Raw genomic sequence first — 16,641 nt, 5'->3', positions numbered from 1 at the left:
TCCTCACTCAGCTCGAAAGGATCTTCACATAAACCCCTGCCACCGCTATTTTATATGCTTCCTTCTGCATCTTCTCGACATTTTTCGACACTTCTGATGCAGAAATAATTTGTCCGTTAATGAAAACAAAAGGGTTAAGCAAGCGAAGTTTATTCCTTCTATGTAAATCAAAATGAGCCTTGTCTTCTCTTACCAGCACATTTGGATTAATTTGATTAAGCAGCGTCATTAATTCCCTGTCGTGTGATGCCCGAATCTTAGCCAGCACCTCATCATCCTTACCAAGAAAATCATCTGCTGTAAGTATATGCTTAGTTAAAGCAATCTTTAATAGATTTGCCAGTCTGTCATTGCTGTAGATGTTTAATGGATCCATAAAGAAACCAACAACCTCTTTAAAGTAGGTTTCGACGATCCATTCGGCTGATTCGATGCTTTGAAGGAACATTTCCCCCTCCAAAACTTTTACGTCCTGCAAAAAGCGGCTGATTTCTGTTAACGTAATATGGCCGTATCGGTACATATCCCGCAGCGTATAATCCACGCGGTCCGCACACAGCTTTGGGGCCGGCTGTTCAAGCAGCGTCCACTGACTGTCATCCAGCAGGATATCCTCATAATGATAGCCATGCTTCGCCAAAATAGACGGAATGACCGACTCTTTTACAACAGATGTATAGATCTTTTCATGATAATCCTCTGCCTGATTTTCAAAAACTGCATCCACCACATGTGAAAAGGCGGTATGCGATACATCATGCAGCAGACCGGCAATTTGCTCCTCCAATGATCCACCAAGCAAGCGGATCAGCAGCATCACGCCAACGGAATGCTCATAACGGGTGACGTTCCACTTTTCATTTACCAGGTAGCCTGCCCCGCCTTGGTGCACCCCTTTCAGCCGCTGAAGAGGTTCACTAAGGATCAGCTCTTCTAAAACCCTTTCTACCTTAAAAGTACCATAAATGTCATCTTTTATATACATGGCTTACACTCCACTCTCTCCACCTGCAGCAGGGATTTGCCCTCAAAATTGAGTTTATAGATGTCCGGCATCTTAAGTTCCCGCCAGAACTTAACATCATACTGCTTATTAAAATAGTTCATGATCAGCACCATGATGTTTCCATGTGTACCGATTGCGACACGCTGACCCTGGTGTTTTTCAAGCACCTCAAACAGCGCCTGAACGCCTCTTTGTTGAGCAGTCACGTTGGATTCCCCGCCTTCCCATGAAAACGCAGCATCCTCCCAAACTTTTAAAATCGAGTGTTGAAAGTCTTCGATAGGTTTGTCAGAAAGCAGCCGTTCCCTGAAGTCTTCAACGATGTTAATCTCTTTTTCTATATACTGAGCAATTCCTTCAACGGTCTGAATCGCGCGTTTATATGGGCTTGAAATCACTGTATCTATCTTCTCCAATTTTAATAGCGAAGTCACCCTGACTGCATCTTCCTTTCCTCTTTCGGATAAGGGACGGTTCAGCTCATCTGGCGAATAAATGGAATGGGCGTGACGGACTAAATAGATGGTTGTCAACATTCATGCACTCCAATCCAGTATATTTCAAAAACAAAGGGGATTTATTCTTGATATGGAAAGTAAAAAATCTGCGACATTCATTCAAAAGTTTACTTTTTGAGGGTGTATAAATTCTTGGTAAGAGGGGAGGGGAGCGGAGCGGAAGGTGGCGACTCCTGCAGGATTTGACGGCAAGCTGAGACTTTACAGGGCAGGGCCCTGAAAAGGCTCAGCGTCGTCCCTGCGGAAAGCGTCCACCTGAAGCGCAGAGAACCGGTCAAAGAGCCTGAGACACTTATGGTCTAGACTCTCAATTTAATGAAAATTACTCAGCGGATCATCAATGCTCAAGCTTAATCCTTCTTCTCGTCTGCTCAATTTTATTTTCTAGTTTTAACTGCTCTGTGTGCGACAGGCCAGCTGGTTTTTTGGGTATGAACAGGGGTTGAATTCTAGATAGGAAAAAATAATAATGTTTTTCATCTTCTGATACGCGGATGATTCCATCCCAGCGAAACTCAAGTAATGAATAGTTCATTTTTCTAACGAGTGAATAATCATCTATTTTAAATTCAGCCTTGCCGATGGCATGATCCATGTTTGGCATGCTGACCTGTCTGCGTAAATTCTTAACCATGGTTTTTTCAATAAGCTCAGGAAATAAGACGCCCATCAGCACAATAATAATCACGGACGCAATCAAGCCAAGGAGGGTGTTGAAGAATCCATAAATCAACATGAGCAAAATGGAGAGAATCATGCCAAGAATAGAAGCCCTCTTTTTTATCTTTCTGAGTTCTCCGCTTAGCTTCAGCCTCTTAACCTGCATCTTCAAGTAATCATCTGTTGTATGTTCGGTTGTAAATGTGATTTTATTTTCGATTTCACTCTTCCTTTCTCACTGCTTTTCCTGTTAAATTTACCATAGATTCACCTCAATTTGCACGGAAACGACGGATGGATTTAAACTTTATTACGGAGATTTCCAGATTCATAAGTGACAGCCCGAGGAGGCAGCTAAATGAAAAATCACCGCTTTGTTGAAATTGTGTTTGAAAACCTGGAATCGATTATCCTGAAAGCAGACCGGTTTGAAAAACTGTCTTTCGATTCACTCCAAAAAGGGGAGAACAGCCGGGAACATTATGATGTGTTTTATGCAGACGATGTTCATTTTCAAATCAGCACGAAAGACGAGTCTGAACTAAACTACAACTCAGAGGAGCAGCCGGAACCACTAGGTATGTACACAGCCAACCCAGTCAGTAACCGCGTCCACGACCGCCCTGAAATACTTGGCCGTCTTTTGAACTTTCATGATATTACATCCCTTGATTTTCTGGATGACGAGGAGAACATGCTCTCAAGTGTACGTGTACCATGGAGCGAAAACGATGAAATGGTAAATGAATATATGAAGGTTCGGATCGAGCAGGGGTATGTGGATGTGAGAATCCGTAAAAACAGCATGATCAGTGATGAGTAATCGCTGGTCATGCTGTTTTTTGCATCCATATAGAAGAGAGCTTTACTCTGAATACTTATCCTTCAACGCGTCACTGCCAATGCCGCCTGCTACCATTAATATAAGCGGTAGAAAGTTTGCGATAAATCTCGGCGCCCCCTCTAGGTTGAGAATTTGGGTTCCCAAAAAATAATTCAACGCAATAATGATTATTTTTGAGACGAGCAGGAAAGCGCCAACTAAAAACATACTGTCAAACAGCAGCTTCCACCTTGGATGCGCTAACTGCTTGCTGTCCTGGATCACTTTTTCTTTCAATTCTGCATCACTCCTTAATAGTTCATCGATCGTAATGCCAAATAAATCACTAAGATCCATGATTACCTCAATGCTCGGATAGTTTTTTCCTGTCTCCCATTTTGAGACGGACTGACGGCTGACATGAATCTTTTCAGCAAGCTCAGCCTGAGACCACCCCTTTTTTTCTCTTTCACTTTTTAACCGTTCACTAAAAATCATGTAATTCAACGCCTTTCTTTACAGGTTCAGTATGGATGGATCGAGCAAATGAAGTAAAGCGAGTTCTGCGCGCACCAAGGCGCAACCTGTCGTTGCACCCTGGAATATCCTTATGTATAGGATGATTTTACACCGTTCGCCTCCTTTTAAATACGTACTCATTTTTCCCAATTAGAATTTCTTTTTAAAAGACTTCACATTTATAATGTGTCCAAGGGAATCATTGCCACGAAGGTTCGTCCCCTTGCACTTTTAAGGAGATCCCAGTAAAGTAGATACTGATTGAAGTTTTGTATTTTTATTCGTCATTCAAATGAAGGCAAATCATATATTATTTTCGGGAACATGTTTCCCTTTAAAGAAAGGGTTCAGATAGAATATGAAAGAAAATTTTTGGCTTGAGCTGCCGCGTCCGTTTTTTGTACTGGCACCCATGGAAGCCGTGACGGATGTTGTGTTTCGTCATGTGGTAAGTGGAGCAGCAAGGCCTGATGTGTTTTTTACAGAGTTTACGAATTCAGAAAGCTACTGTCATCCAAAAGGAAAAGACAGCGTGAAAGGCCGCCTGACGTTCACAGAAGATGAGCAGCCAATGGTTGCCCACATTTGGGGTGATAAGCCTGAGTATTTCCGCCAGATGAGCATTGGAATGGCAGAGATGGGCTATCGCGGCGTGGATATCAATATGGGCTGTCCTGTACAGAACGTGGCAGCCAATGGAAAAGGCTCCGGTCTGATCCGGCATCCGGAAGTGGCCGCAGAAATCATCCAGGCTGCCAAAGCAGGCGGACTACCCGTCAGCGTGAAGACACGCCTCGGCTATACGGAAGTGGGCGAATGGCGCCACTGGCTGAAGCATATTCTTGAGCAGGATATCGCCAATCTTTCCATTCATCTCCGAACAAAAAAAGAGATGAGTAATGTCGACGCACACTGGGAGCTGATCCCTGAGATCAAAAAACTTCGTGATGAAGTGGCACCACAAACGCTTTTGACGATTAATGGTGATATTGCCGACCGTCAAATGGGTCTTGAGCTTGCCGAAAAGTACGGCATTGACGGTGTAATGATCGGACGCGGGATTTTCCAAAACCCGTTCGCATTTGAAAAGGAAAAGAAAGAGCATACGAGTGAAGAACTGCTTGACCTCCTGCGTCTTCAGCTTGACCTTCACGATAAGTATTCAAAAGAACTTGAACCGCGTCCGTTTAAACCGCTTCGACGCTTTTTCAAAATTTACGTACGCGGATTCCGCGGCGCAGGTGAACTGAGAAACCGTCTGATGGAAACAGAAACAACCGACGAGGTCCGTGATTTGCTTACGGAATTTATGGCGAGGAATGGCATGAAAGAAGAAGAAGGATTTTCAGTTTCGTAACCTTGTGGAAGCTGGGATATAGCAGTGTAACTGAGAAAACTGAGGCAATATCAATAGGTAGTATGAGGTGAGCGGAGCGGAAGGCGGCGACTCCAGCAGGATTTGACGGCAAGCTGAGACTATACAGGGCAAGGCCCTGGAAAGGCTCAGCGCCGTCCCTGAGGAAAGCGTCCCCCTGAAGCGCAGTGAACCGGTCAAGGATCCTGAGACAAATTTGTCTCAGGATCCTTTTTTAAATTCCTTAGACATTTGCTCCTAACTATCATTACTTCTTACTATTTTTTGAGTAGACTATTTTTCTTATTGAGCCTGTGTACGTTTGTTTTTTGGTCCTTATTTCACCCAATTCAATATGCTTCTTTCTAAATATTTTGTTGACAATGAATGAGGAAGCCTTTACATTAATGATAATGATAATTGTTATCAATTAAAAACAGATAGAGGAAGTGTAGAAGCAATGAGTAGAAAAAGAAAATCTTCATTAGTTACCGTATCCATGTCAGCGATGCTGATGCTTGCATTGGCTGCATGTTCAGACGATACAGCCACAGAAGAAACAGAAGCTTCGGGAGATTCCAATACAGAAACATCAACGGAAGAATCATCAGCCGAGTACCCGATCACGATTGAGCACGCGCTTGGTGAAACGGTTATCGAAGAAAAACCGGAACGTGTGGCAACCATCGCCTGGTCCAATCATGATGTGGCGCTTGCACTTGATGTCGTGCCTGTTGGTTTTTCTGCTGCAAACTATGGTGTGCAGGACGACAGCGGCATGCTTCCTTGGACAGCTGAGAAGCTTGAGGAACTGGGCGGAGAAACGCCGACAATTTTCCAGGACACTGATGGTCTGGACTTTGAAGCCGTTGCAGATACAAACCCGGATGTGATCCTTGCTGCATACTCAGGCATTACGCAGGAGGAATATGACACATTAAGCGAAATTGCACCGGTTGTAGCTTATCAGGAAGGTCCTTGGGTTGCGTCATGGCGCGAGCAGGTTACATATAACTCAATGGCTATGGGACTAGCAGAAGAAGGCGAACAGCTCATTGCTGATACAGAACAGCTCATTGCTGAAAAAGTGGAAGAGCATCCTGAAATTAAAGGGAAAACTGCAGCATTTCTCAGTTTGAATGCAGCTGACCTCTCTTCATTCTTTATCTACTCACCAGGAGATCCGCGCGGTGCATTCCTGACAGAGCTTGAAATGGAATACCCGGAAAGCATTACAAGCCAAATGACAGACCCTAACAGCTTCTATATCGAAGTAAGTGCTGAAAATGCCGATATGCTGAATGATGCGGATGTACTGGTTTCGTACGGAGATGAGAACACGCTTGAGGCCCTTCAAAATGATCCGATCTTTGGAAAGGTGCCGGCCATTGAAAGAGGCTCTGTCGTTATCATTGGAGATAACACACCGCTAGCTGCAGCCGGAACACCAAGCACGCTTTCGATTGAATACTCCATTGACGAGTACTTAACACTCATGTCAGAAGCTGTAAGCAAGCTCGAGTAGCATGAACGATCTTTCCGTAACAGAACAAAAGCAGTGGCATGCACCAAAGAATTTTATTAAACTGCTGATTCTCTCCCTTGTGTTATTCGGAATCTGTGTCGTGGCTTCGCTCGCTTTTGGGTCGCGAATCGTCGGATGGAATGAAATCATGAATGGTTTATTCCATCCGGACGTCGAGACTCATGGGGCAAATGTGGTTCGTCAGCGAATTGCCAGGACCATTTTTGGCTTTATGTGCGGCGCGGCACTTGGAGTATCGGGGGCTTTACTTCAATCCGTCACCCGCAACCCCATTGCAGACCCGAGCATACTAGGTGTAAACACGGGAGCAGCCCTGTTCGTCGTATGCGGTATTTCCTTCTTTAACATCGGCAGTGCCAGTCAATACATCTGGTTTGCCCTCGCAGGAGCCATCATAACGGCCATTTTTGTATACGGAATCGGTTCAATGGGTCGTGGCGGTGCCACGCCCCTTAAACTGGTTTTAGCGGGGGCTGCCACAAGTGCAGCCTTGTCCTCGCTTGTCATGGCGATTATGATCCCCCGTTCAAGCGTGATGGACCAATTCAGATTTTGGCAGGTAGGGAGTGTCGGTGCTGGAAACTGGGATTCTATCTCTCTCTTTATCCCTTTTCTGGTGGTTGGGATGTTGATTGCGATCTTCACTGCTCCGGCATTGAATGCTTTGGCTTTGGGAGATGAAGCAGCGAAAGGATTAGGTGTTTCAACTGGCACACTGAGACTGATTGCGGCATTTGGCGGTGTGCTGCTGTGCGCAGTTACAACAGCGCTTGCCGGTCCCATCGGATTTATCGGGCTGCTGGCCACTCATGTCATTCGACTGATTATTGGACCGGATCTGCGGTTTGTTATTCCACTGTCTGCCATATCCGGAGCGATTATCTTGAGCATGTCAGACGTCACCGGACGGATTCTTGGAAGTCCGGGCGAGCTTGAAGTCGGTGTTGTGACGGCGTTTATCGGAGCGCCAATATTAATTTTGATTACCATGAAAGCGAAGATGCGTGCGTTATGATAAAGCCATCGATTTACCCCATATTGTCAGGAAGAACAAAACGAAAACGACGATTTTTATTCGTCACCACTCTTTTATCAGTCATTGCTTTTGCGCTTTGTTCGACGATGCTGATGCTTGGCAATACCATTTACCCTGTTTCAGATGTTGTGCGCGTACTGCTTGGCGAGCAGGTTAGCGGAGCTTCCTTTGCAGTGGGAACGATACGGCTGCCAAGAATGCTCGCAGGAGTGTTTGCCGGTTTTGCCTTCGGTGTGGCAGGCCACGTTTTTCAGACCATGCTGCGAAATCCGCTGGCGAATCCAAATGTGATTGGGATTACCGCCGGATCCAGTGCAGCTGCTGTGTTCAGCATCATTGTGCTGCAGGCAAGCAATACGTTTACATCCATTGCGTCCATTGTCGGCGGACTTGTCACAGTAACCGTGATTTTTCTGTTATCAAGGAGCACTTCCTTTTCCGTCGGCCGGTTAATTTTAATCGGCATTGGGATTCAGGCGATGCTGAATGCGATCGTCTCCTATTTGCTGATGATTGGCCAGCAGCATGACATCCCAACGGCCATGAGGTGGCTGACCGGCAGTTTGAACGGAGCGAAAATGGAAGGTCTTTATCCACTGATCCTTACCGTGTTGATCTTTGCACCGATCATTATTGCACTTGGAAAACGACTTGATATGCTGGAGCTTGGTGAACAAGCAGCCACCTCTCTTGGCGTTGATACAGATAGAACGCGGTTATTTCTTGTTGTCAGCTCTGTCCTGATTATTGCGCTCGCCACTGCTGTGACAGGACCAATCGCCTTTATCGCCTTCCTTTCCGGACCGATTGCAAAAAGACTCGTGGGCGCCGGCTTTTCAGGCATCGTCCCGGCAGGTCTGGTTGGCATAATATTAGTCCTGGCATCGGACCTTGTCGGGCAATTTGCCTTTACAGCGAGATATCCAGTCGGGGTTATTACTGGAATCATTGGCGCACCGTACCTGATCTACTTGCTTATCAGAATGAATCAAAAAGGAGACTTATAATGAAATCGACACATGCTTTCAAAGCGGACCATATCACTGCCGGATACGACCAGACGACGATTCTCCATGATGTTAATGTTTCCATTCCAAGCAATAAAATCAGTATTATCATCGGCGCAAATGGCTGCGGCAAATCCACCCTGCTTAAAACGATGGCCAGACTAATCAAGCCTGTTTCCGGACAAGTGACGATCGGAGGAAAACCGATTCACAAAATCCCGTCTAAACAGCTAGCGAGAGTATTGGGGCTTCTCCCGCAAACTCCGATCGTACCGGAGGGCATCACCGTTGCAGATCTCGTCGGCCGCGGAAGATTTCCCCACCAGAAATTTTTAAAAGGCTGGTCGAAGGAAGATTACGAAGCGGTAAGCGAAGCAATGGAAATCATGAACATCACTGAATTTGCAGACCGTCATATCGACGAACTATCAGGCGGTCAAAGGCAGCGTGTCTGGATCGCCATGGCACTGGCCCAGCAAACAGATATCCTGTTCCTTGACGAACCAACCACGTATCTCGACATTACCTACCAGGTCGAAATCCTGGATCTTTTAACAGACCTGAACCGGAAATACGGCACCACAATTGTTATGGTGCTGCACGACATCAACCTGTCTGCGCGCTATGCAGACCATATCTTTGCACTTCATGAAGGACAGCTCGTTGCAGAAGGCCAGCCGTCCAAAATTGTGACCAGCTCATTGATTGAAAGCATTTTTGGTCTGCACTGCACCGTCATCAACGACCCGATCTCAGGATCACCGTACGTTATCCCGATCGGACGGCATCATTCCAAATTGAGAAAGCATTCCTAACAGAAGAAAATTCCTCCATAGATTGGGTAAAGGAGCACTCCTTTGGTTCTTTACTCAGAATCATTATTGTCACCTTTATGTTGGAATACTTATAAAAGAAACCCGTGCAGTCAAATAAGGTGAGGGAGAAGACCCTCACCTCAATCTTTGACGAAGAGTCCTTTTTAAACTTCCACGAAAAACCACTAAAAATGAAATGGAGAACATCTCGATTGAAGACCCCTTTCCAAAATTTCATGTCCCGGCCATTAATGCTCGACCCCACAGATTCCTCCAGTTATCAAATTTTTTACTATAAAGCTATAGATACAGCATGTTTAATGACCTTTTTTCTATTTACAATCTTAAGAGTCGGAAAGATATTCGCGTGTTCCTTTGTGACACGGTGTCATTTTGTAATTGACATATGACACCGTGTCACATAGAATAATAAATAGAGATGTGACACAGTGTCACAATAGAGGTGAGAAGGATGCAAAAAGAGTTTTCTAATTCGGATAAACTAAAAAAACTTATAATAGATTTACAGAATCAGGGCGTCAATGCATCTGTGTGTAAAAAAACTGTTACAAAACCTTGCCGTGCAAGATAGATTCTTCAGATAAAGAACCCTTCTCCCTTCCTCATGACTTTTTCAGCACAGGAATTATAAAATAATGCACAAACACTATGTGAAAAAAGTAAAGGAGACATTGTATTGCCAAAATTAACATTTTATAATTTACCCGTTGATAAAAAACAAACTTTGGTTGCCTCAGCAAAAAAGGAATTCTCAAGAGCTCCTTTATCAGAAGCCTCCATATCAAATATTATTAAATCTGCCGGCATCTCCCGCGGAAGCTTTTATCAGTATTTTGAAGACAAAGAGGATGTGTTCTTTTATCTGTTAAATGAACAAACAAAACAAAGAAAATCAGATTTTATACTGTCACTGTCTAAGAATAATGGAGACTTGTTTGACTCAATGATTCTCTTATTTACATCTGTGCTGAAAAATGAGGAAGACAGCAATTTTTTAAAAAATTCTTTTTTAAATATGACGCACAAAATAGAAAACTCCTTTGCAGGAATGATCAGTGACAGCGACCGGACAGAGAATTTCAAAAGACTGAACGCATTAATCAATAAAGATAATCTCAATGTTGAAAATGATAAAGAACTGTATCATCTTCTGCAAATCGTCATTGCGGTGACTTTTCGCAGCATCGTTGAGAAGTTTTCGCGTGATCTGTCTTTCGAAGAAGCGCTAAGCAATTATCAAATGGAAATTCATCTCTTGAAGAAAGGTCTTTGCCGAAATGAATACTAGCACTCAATCAAAAACAAAACATAGTAAATTGTCCCTTACAGCTATCGTTAAGCGGGGCATCGCCATTAGCATCGGGGCTTTATTAATGGCCGTTGGGCTTGAAATCTTTCTGGTTCCAAACCAGGTTATTGATGGAGGTATTACCGGTATCTCCATTATGCTTTCGCACTTAACCGGATTAAAGCTCGGAATTGTTCTCTTTGTCTTGAACCTTCCATTTGTTTATATTGGATACAAGCAAATTGGTAAAACCTTTGCCGTATCTACTATATTTGGCATATTTCTGCTATCAATTTTTACCGTAGTGCTGCATCCGGTTCCTGCTTTTACCGATGACATACTGCTGGCCACATTTTTTGGCGGCATGGTACTGGGACTTGGGATTGGCCTGGTCATCCGGTACGGCGGTGCGCTGGATGGCACAGAAATATTGGCCATCTTAATTAATAAAAAAGTGCCCTTCTCGGTAGGCGAAATTGTCATGTTCTTTAACCTCTTTATCTTAAGCGCTGCAGGCTTTGTGTTTAGCTGGGACCGTGCAATGTACTCCATATTGGCGTACGTTGTGGCCTCCAAATCAATTGACGCTGTCGTTCAGGGAATGGAACAGTCAAAATCAGCCTGGATTATCAGTGACGAGTACCAGGAAATCGGAGATGCCATTAATGCAAGGCTTGGAAGAGGCGTTACCTATTTTCACGGTGAAGGAGCATACTCGGGTGACACAAAGAAAGTGGTATTTTGTATCATCACCCGGCTGGAAGAAGCAAAACTCAAATCACTTGTAGATGAACTGGATCCTGCGGCCTTTTTAGCAGTCGCAGACATTACCGAGGTGCGCGGAGGAAGATTTAAGAAAAAGGACATACATTAATTTAACCAAACAATGTATGGTTAAGATCTGGATCTTTTCCTCTATTAAAAGCATCTTTTACCTGAATATATCTCTAATCGGACGGCATCACAGCAAAAGGTAAAAGCTCTTCTAACAAAAGAAAATCCCCTATAAATCGTGAAAAGGAGCACTCCTTTTACGATCTATGGGGGATTTTTTAAAATAGAAGATACTGCTACGAAGAGACAGGGGCTCACCTCCCGCCACGCGGAAAGCCTCCGCCTGCAGCGGAAATGCACCGGTCCCAGTACAGAAGATCACTCGGAACCTTTCAAACCGGAAAGCTTAGCAATAATTTCTTCAATCACAATAAAGAAAACCGTCCTTGTTTTTTCAAACGGAAGCAGCTCTGCGTGCTGATTAAATTTAGATAGATGAAAAATATAATCCGCTGCAGAATCAAGCGTATTTACATACTCTTCAAGCACCAGCATATTCGTTGAACCATTTTCCTTCGCTTTTTTAAATAAGGACTCAAAGGAAGAAAATTTCCCGGTAACAGAAAAAACAATAAGAAGGGTGTGTTCGTCCATCAAGCGTTCTGCAAAATCCTCGCTTTGCGTAACCGTTACCTTTTGATCCGACACAGCAGCAAGCTTGTATGCAAAATATTCAGCACTGATAAACGAAGGACCGAGACCAAACAAAATGATTTTATCGTATTGCTGGAAAATCGAAACGAAGTCATCCACGATCTGCGGATCAAAATTTTCCAGGTAATGCGCCAGTCGTTCGATTTCATTTGATTTCTTCTGCTTTTCCAAATTGATCTGCTGGCCGCTGAAGTATAATTTGTATTGCTTAAAATTCGTAAAGCCCAGTTTACGGACCAGCTTTGACACTTTAGAAGTCGATACGCCGCACATTTCAGCAGCATCGATTATTTTAAGGGTCTCGTTTGAGGAAACAGCCTTTGACAGCTTGCCGTGTACCTCCTGTTCCAGTGCGGTTAGCTGATCTGTAACGAGTTTAATCATCCTCTTCCCCCCTTTCGTGTGGTTTTATAAAAAAGAGGCTGCTTTTCACCCAAAAATGAAGTGAAAAGCACAGCCTTAAAAAAAGATTTCTTATTTAAAAATCGGATACGTAAGCTTTAAAATCGGATCCGTATGGGTTCTTACCTGTTTAATCACCGTATTGTTCAGTTCTTTATAAAATGCATGGTTATTCGGTGCAGGAGAAAATGTCCGATCTGTTTTCACCATTTTTTCAATGGCTTCATCAAAGCTTTGGTAGATGGACAAATGAGTCGATACGCAGATTGCTGCGCCTAAGCACGCACTGCTGCTCCCCACCCGTCTGTGAACGGGCAGTCCGAACAAATCAGCGATAATCTGCATAATGACATCGCTGTTTGAACCGCCGCCGATGACAATGACTTCGTCCAGATCCAGATTGATTTCCTCTGTCATCTCTTCAATATTGTTTTTAATATTGAAGGCGATGGCTTCGAGAATCGACCGGTAGATATGATAGCGTGTGTGCCGCTGGTCAAACCCGATCATCATGCCTTTTCGATACGGTTGATCCGGTGAAGCCAGCCAATCCAGTATGGTGATTAACCCATCGCTTCCAGGCGGCACTTCCTGCGCTTTTTCATTGAGGAAGGCCTCTTCAGAGATTCCCCGCCTCCATGCTTCATTCACGACTTCTTCTCCGATCAGCTTCTTAAACCAGCTGACCGTCCAAAGCCCGCGTCTGATTCCGTTGGATTCGTAGACATACTTAAATGGGATTGATGCGAATGTTGGAAAGAAATTTTTCGCATTCTCCGCGTAGTCATCTCTCAGGATCATCGATGAAATAAACGTTCCTAGTGAGATCATGATCGATTGAGCCTGATTGACTCCTGAGCCGAGCACTTCTACCGCTTTGTCGTTGGATGTCGCAACAACCGGGATGCCTTCTGACAAGCCAAATTTTGCAGCAAGCTCTTTGCGGATCGACCCTAATGGTTCACCCGGTTTGACCAGATGAAACAGCATGTCTCTTGTCAGACCGTTTGCCTTCACTACTTCATCATCTTCAGACCAATCCATTGTTTCACGGTCAATCGGCCAGTGGATTTCACAATTTCCGGCTGCATCATTCTTTTCGCCGGTTAATTTTAAGCCTAAATAGCCGGAAGTAGTCGTCACATATTTTACCTGGTCATCCTGATGATCATAAGGCTCGGATAATCTGGCATCCATCCAGCTGATGACTGGATGGGCCAAATTTCCGTCTTCCTTCAACAGTACTCTGCAGCAGCGAATCGAGCATAACCCGATGCCTTCAATAGCTCTTTTGTCTCCTGTAAAATGGTCCAGGCAATTTTTCATCGCGTCATAGACACTGTCCCACAGATCATCTTCTGGGTGAACGACGACTCCGGGCTCAGGCGTCAACGGTTCTTTTAATGCACGTGAACCGAACGCCACTTCATTGCCTTCCCGATCAAAAATGGCTACTTTGGTGCTTTGGGAGCCGTTATCAATCCCCATGATATATCGATTGCTCAAGATTCTCTCCTCCTGACTAGCCGCGGATATATTTCTTCACTTCATTTGGCTGAGGAAAGATGGTTCCGTGGTTCATGATGCCGTTTGGATCAAACGCTTCTTTCAGCTTTTCAAGCATATAGTAAGCAGAACCGTGCTCCTCTTTTGTCCATTCTGAACGATATTTGCCGATTCCGTGATGGTGACACATAGAACCGCCTAATTTCAGCGTCTCTTCAATGATGATCTGGTGAATCGGGTGGTGATAGATTCGCAGCTCATCTTCAGGCGCACAGTTAATTGTGTAATTGTAAACAAAGTACATATTCGTACCGTTCAGGTAGCTGTGAGAAGAGTGTCCGCCAAGCATCGTTAAGTCCTCTGCACGGTCAAATTCATTTCTGATCCGATTTATGACATTATGATAGATTTTCACCACGTTTTCCCAATCAGCCGATACTTCTGTTGTAAAACCGTCATGTGAATTATGGTCGCGCATGTCCTGAATTTCCTTCTCAATTCTGCTTTCATCCCAGTTCAGGTTATTGAACCATGTTTCAATTAAAGAAGAATCCACTTTTTCAATGACGCCTTCTGCGAATTTCTCCACCGCCTCATCAATTCCTGCATTCGTTGCTTTCACAATGCCTTCAGGGCCTTCTGTTGTAAAAATCAGCACACATTTATCTTTATAGAAATGCTCAAAATGCTGTCTGGCATCTTCTTCTGAATACACGCGTGCAACGGATGGACGGTACCCGTTTACCATGACTTCTCTTAAGATTTTGATGCCTGTTTCAACATCCTTGATCAAATAACCATGGAAATCGTTGTTTTCAGGTGTGTATTTAAATATTTTAACTGTTACTTCCGTGATATAGCAAAGGGAGCCTTCGTTTCCAATCGCAATATGGCGGATGTCAGGACCGCCTGATCTTCTTGGTACATTTTTAATTTTTGAAATCTGTCCTTCCGGAAATACGCATTCCAGGCCGACTACCATATCTTCAATCGCTCCATAAAGCGTTGAAAATTGGCCGATGCTTCGGGTTGCAACAAGTCCGCCCAGCTGTGCAACAGGCTTGGATTGTGGAGAGTGCCCTGTCGTATAGCCGAGTTTGCGCAGCTCGTCTTCAAGCTTTTGCAGCTTCACGCCGGTTTGAACCGTTGCCTGCATATTGTACGTGTCGAGCTTAATGATGTCATTCATTTTTGAGCCGTCAATGACAATTGATGTCTCTTTCCAGTTTTCCAAGCCGCCCTCTGTTCCGGTTTTTCCGCTTCTTGGAATCACATTGATATCTTTCTCATTACAGAACATAAGAATCGATTTTACTTCTTCAGTTGATAGCGGATAAACAATGGCAATCGGTGCAGGGACCGTCAGTACTTTTTTTGTTTTTGCATATTTTTTATAGCGGTCCGCTGAAGCATCGTACAGCGCCTCGTCATTTGTTTCAATCTGATCCTCTGAAAGAAGTGCTTTTAATTCTTCTAAAATATGTGTGCTCATTGGTCATTCTCCTTTTACATGTATTTTAAAATATCTATCGAACTAAAAATCCGCCGTCTACATTGATTAAGGTGCCGTTCACATAATTTGACGCATCGCTTGATAGAAAGACAATCGTGCCCATCAAATCCACAATATTTCCCCATCGGTTGGCTGGAATATGATCCAGCACCCGTTGATTGCTTTCCATATTTGCTCTCGTTTCCTTTGTAACATCCGTGGCAAAGTATCCTGGCGCAATGCCATTTACTTGAATATTGTATTGAGCCAGTTCATCACAATACGCTTTTGTGAATCCCGCCAGTCCGTGCTTTGTGGAGGCATAGGCAGGCGACCATTGTCCACCAAGATAGGAAAATAGGGAGCAGGAATTGATAATCTTTCCGCTTTTTTGCTCGATCATGATTTTTGCCACCTCATGCGCTAACTCAAACGGGGCAGTCAAATTAACTGAAACCATTTTGTCCCATTGAAGTCTCGTAAACCGGGTGACATCTTTTTCGTTCAAGCTAATGCCCGCATTATTAATCAAAATGTCAATTCGGCCAAACAGTCTCAAGCAATCTTCCACGATCTGCTTGCACACACCTTCTTCGGTAATATCGCCGATCATCAAGTGGTATCTGACGCCCTCTGCTTCAACCAGCTTTCTTGTTTGATCGTCGTCTTCCCCCATGCTGACGGCAAAAATATCCGCTCCGGCTTTCGCAAGTGCGAGTGCATATCCCTGACCCAGCCCTGAATTTCCGCCGGTGATGATCGCCACTTTGCCGTTCAGTCGAAAGAAATCCATCGTAAAATCAGTCATCTTGCTGTATTCGAAACTCATTCTTTCGTGTCCCTCCTTTCGCAATCATTCATTACGTACAGTCTAATTCCTTAAAAAGAAGAATGCAACGAATAAGAGAGAAATTTCTGTTATAGTTCTATTAATTTATTGTAAAGAGGAAAATTTTACTCTTAATCTGTTTAAAAGGACGGTTCATTTCCGTTTCAGGCGAATGCTTTCCGTGGGGCGGGAGGTGAGCCACTTCGATGCTGCCGCATCTTCACTGTCTCACCCTTCCCGCTTGCTCCCACAGGAGTCACCGCCTTCCACACCAATGAACCTGTTTTTATAGTAGGTAGAGTTAAATCTGCACAAAAAAACTGTCCCTGCG

Annotated in this window: 16 protein-coding genes; 8 read left to right on the top strand and 8 right to left on the bottom strand. The window is 44.1% G+C overall.

The window, feature by feature from the left end:
- Window positions 1-7 precede the first annotated feature (7 nt).
- From P6709_RS11855 to P6709_RS11845, 3 genes are all read right to left on the bottom strand, one after another.
- Window positions 8-985, bottom strand: a complete 978-nt coding sequence (locus tag P6709_RS11855) for an HD domain-containing protein (protein ID WP_278241136.1) — start codon at window positions 983-985, stop codon at window positions 8-10.
- Window positions 976-1,542, bottom strand: a complete 567-nt coding sequence (locus P6709_RS11850; protein ID WP_278241135.1) for a histidine phosphatase family protein — start codon at window positions 1,540-1,542, stop codon at window positions 976-978. The genes P6709_RS11855 and P6709_RS11850 overlap by 10 nt, the downstream gene beginning before the upstream one ends.
- Before the next feature lie 319 nt (window positions 1,543-1,861).
- Window positions 1,862-2,350 carry a YcxB family protein gene (locus P6709_RS11845; RefSeq protein ID WP_278241493.1) on the bottom strand — a complete coding sequence of 163 codons (489 nt, stop codon included), beginning with the start codon at window positions 2,348-2,350 and terminating at the stop codon, window positions 1,862-1,864.
- 192 nt (window positions 2,351-2,542) lie between these two features.
- Here P6709_RS11845 and P6709_RS11840 point away from each other — a divergent pair, with 192 nt between their 5' ends.
- The gene (locus P6709_RS11840) at window positions 2,543-3,007 is read left to right on the top strand and encodes a hypothetical protein (protein WP_278241134.1); all 465 of its coding nucleotides are present in this window, start codon (window positions 2,543-2,545) and stop codon (window positions 3,005-3,007) included.
- A 42-nt stretch (window positions 3,008-3,049) separates the two neighbouring features.
- Here P6709_RS11840 and P6709_RS11835 read toward each other — a convergent pair whose 3' ends face one another.
- Window positions 3,050-3,505 (bottom strand): helix-turn-helix domain-containing protein, encoded by a 456-nt coding sequence (locus P6709_RS11835; RefSeq protein WP_278241133.1) that lies wholly within the window; start codon window positions 3,503-3,505, stop codon window positions 3,050-3,052.
- Window positions 3,506-3,884: 379 nt separating this feature from the next.
- Here P6709_RS11835 and P6709_RS11830 point away from each other — a divergent pair, with 379 nt between their 5' ends.
- The 7 genes from P6709_RS11830 to P6709_RS11800 all read left to right on the top strand — a co-directional run bounded on the left by P6709_RS11830 (window position 3,885) and on the right by P6709_RS11800 (window position 11,467).
- Window positions 3,885-4,883 carry a tRNA dihydrouridine synthase gene (locus tag P6709_RS11830; RefSeq protein ID WP_278241132.1) on the top strand — a complete coding sequence of 333 codons (999 nt, stop codon included), beginning with the start codon at window positions 3,885-3,887 and terminating at the stop codon, window positions 4,881-4,883.
- 457 nt (window positions 4,884-5,340) lie between these two features.
- A complete protein-coding gene (locus tag P6709_RS11825; protein WP_278241131.1) occupies window positions 5,341-6,405 on the top strand; it encodes an iron-siderophore ABC transporter substrate-binding protein in 1,065 nt (354 codons plus the stop codon).
- A 1-nt stretch (window position 6,406) separates the two neighbouring features.
- Window positions 6,407-7,441, top strand: coding sequence for a FecCD family ABC transporter permease (locus P6709_RS11820; RefSeq protein ID WP_278241130.1), 1,035 nt, complete (start codon window positions 6,407-6,409; stop codon window positions 7,439-7,441).
- Window positions 7,438-8,469: a FecCD family ABC transporter permease gene (locus P6709_RS11815; RefSeq protein WP_278241129.1), complete on the top strand. Its 1,032-nt coding sequence runs from the start codon at window positions 7,438-7,440 to the stop codon at window positions 8,467-8,469. The genes P6709_RS11820 and P6709_RS11815 overlap by 4 nt, the downstream gene beginning before the upstream one ends.
- A complete protein-coding gene (locus P6709_RS11810; RefSeq protein WP_278241128.1) occupies window positions 8,469-9,284 on the top strand; it encodes an ABC transporter ATP-binding protein in 816 nt (271 codons plus the stop codon). Before P6709_RS11815 ends, P6709_RS11810 begins: the two co-directional genes overlap by 1 nt.
- 697 nt (window positions 9,285-9,981) lie before the next feature.
- Window positions 9,982-10,593 (top strand): TetR/AcrR family transcriptional regulator, encoded by a 612-nt coding sequence (locus P6709_RS11805; RefSeq protein WP_278241127.1) that lies wholly within the window; start codon window positions 9,982-9,984, stop codon window positions 10,591-10,593.
- Window positions 10,583-11,467, top strand: a complete 885-nt coding sequence (locus P6709_RS11800; protein ID WP_278241126.1) for a YitT family protein — start codon at window positions 10,583-10,585, stop codon at window positions 11,465-11,467. Before P6709_RS11805 ends, P6709_RS11800 begins: the two co-directional genes overlap by 11 nt.
- Before the next feature lie 278 nt (window positions 11,468-11,745).
- Here P6709_RS11800 and P6709_RS11795 read toward each other — a convergent pair whose 3' ends face one another.
- From P6709_RS11795 to P6709_RS11780, 4 genes are all read right to left on the bottom strand, one after another.
- Window positions 11,746-12,465: a MurR/RpiR family transcriptional regulator gene (locus tag P6709_RS11795; protein ID WP_278241125.1), complete on the bottom strand. Its 720-nt coding sequence runs from the start codon at window positions 12,463-12,465 to the stop codon at window positions 11,746-11,748.
- Window positions 12,466-12,555: 90 nt separating this feature from the next.
- A complete protein-coding gene (locus tag P6709_RS11790) occupies window positions 12,556-13,989 on the bottom strand; it encodes an FGGY-family carbohydrate kinase (RefSeq protein WP_278241124.1) in 1,434 nt (477 codons plus the stop codon).
- Between the two features lie 16 nt (window positions 13,990-14,005).
- On the bottom strand, window positions 14,006-15,481 hold the full coding sequence (locus P6709_RS11785; RefSeq protein WP_278241123.1) for an FAD-binding oxidoreductase: 1,476 nt from the start codon (window positions 15,479-15,481) through the stop codon (window positions 14,006-14,008).
- A gap of 34 nt (window positions 15,482-15,515) precedes the next feature.
- Window positions 15,516-16,310: an SDR family NAD(P)-dependent oxidoreductase gene (locus P6709_RS11780; protein ID WP_278241122.1), complete on the bottom strand. Its 795-nt coding sequence runs from the start codon at window positions 16,308-16,310 to the stop codon at window positions 15,516-15,518.
- Window positions 16,311-16,641: the final 331 nt, after the last annotated feature.

The organism is Jeotgalibacillus sp. ET6 (assembly GCF_029667115.1).
Lineage (GTDB): Bacteria > Bacillota > Bacilli > Bacillales > Jeotgalibacillaceae > Jeotgalibacillus.
The sequence above is the reverse complement of the archived record's forward strand: the minus strand, read 5'-3'. Positions and strand labels throughout refer to the sequence as shown.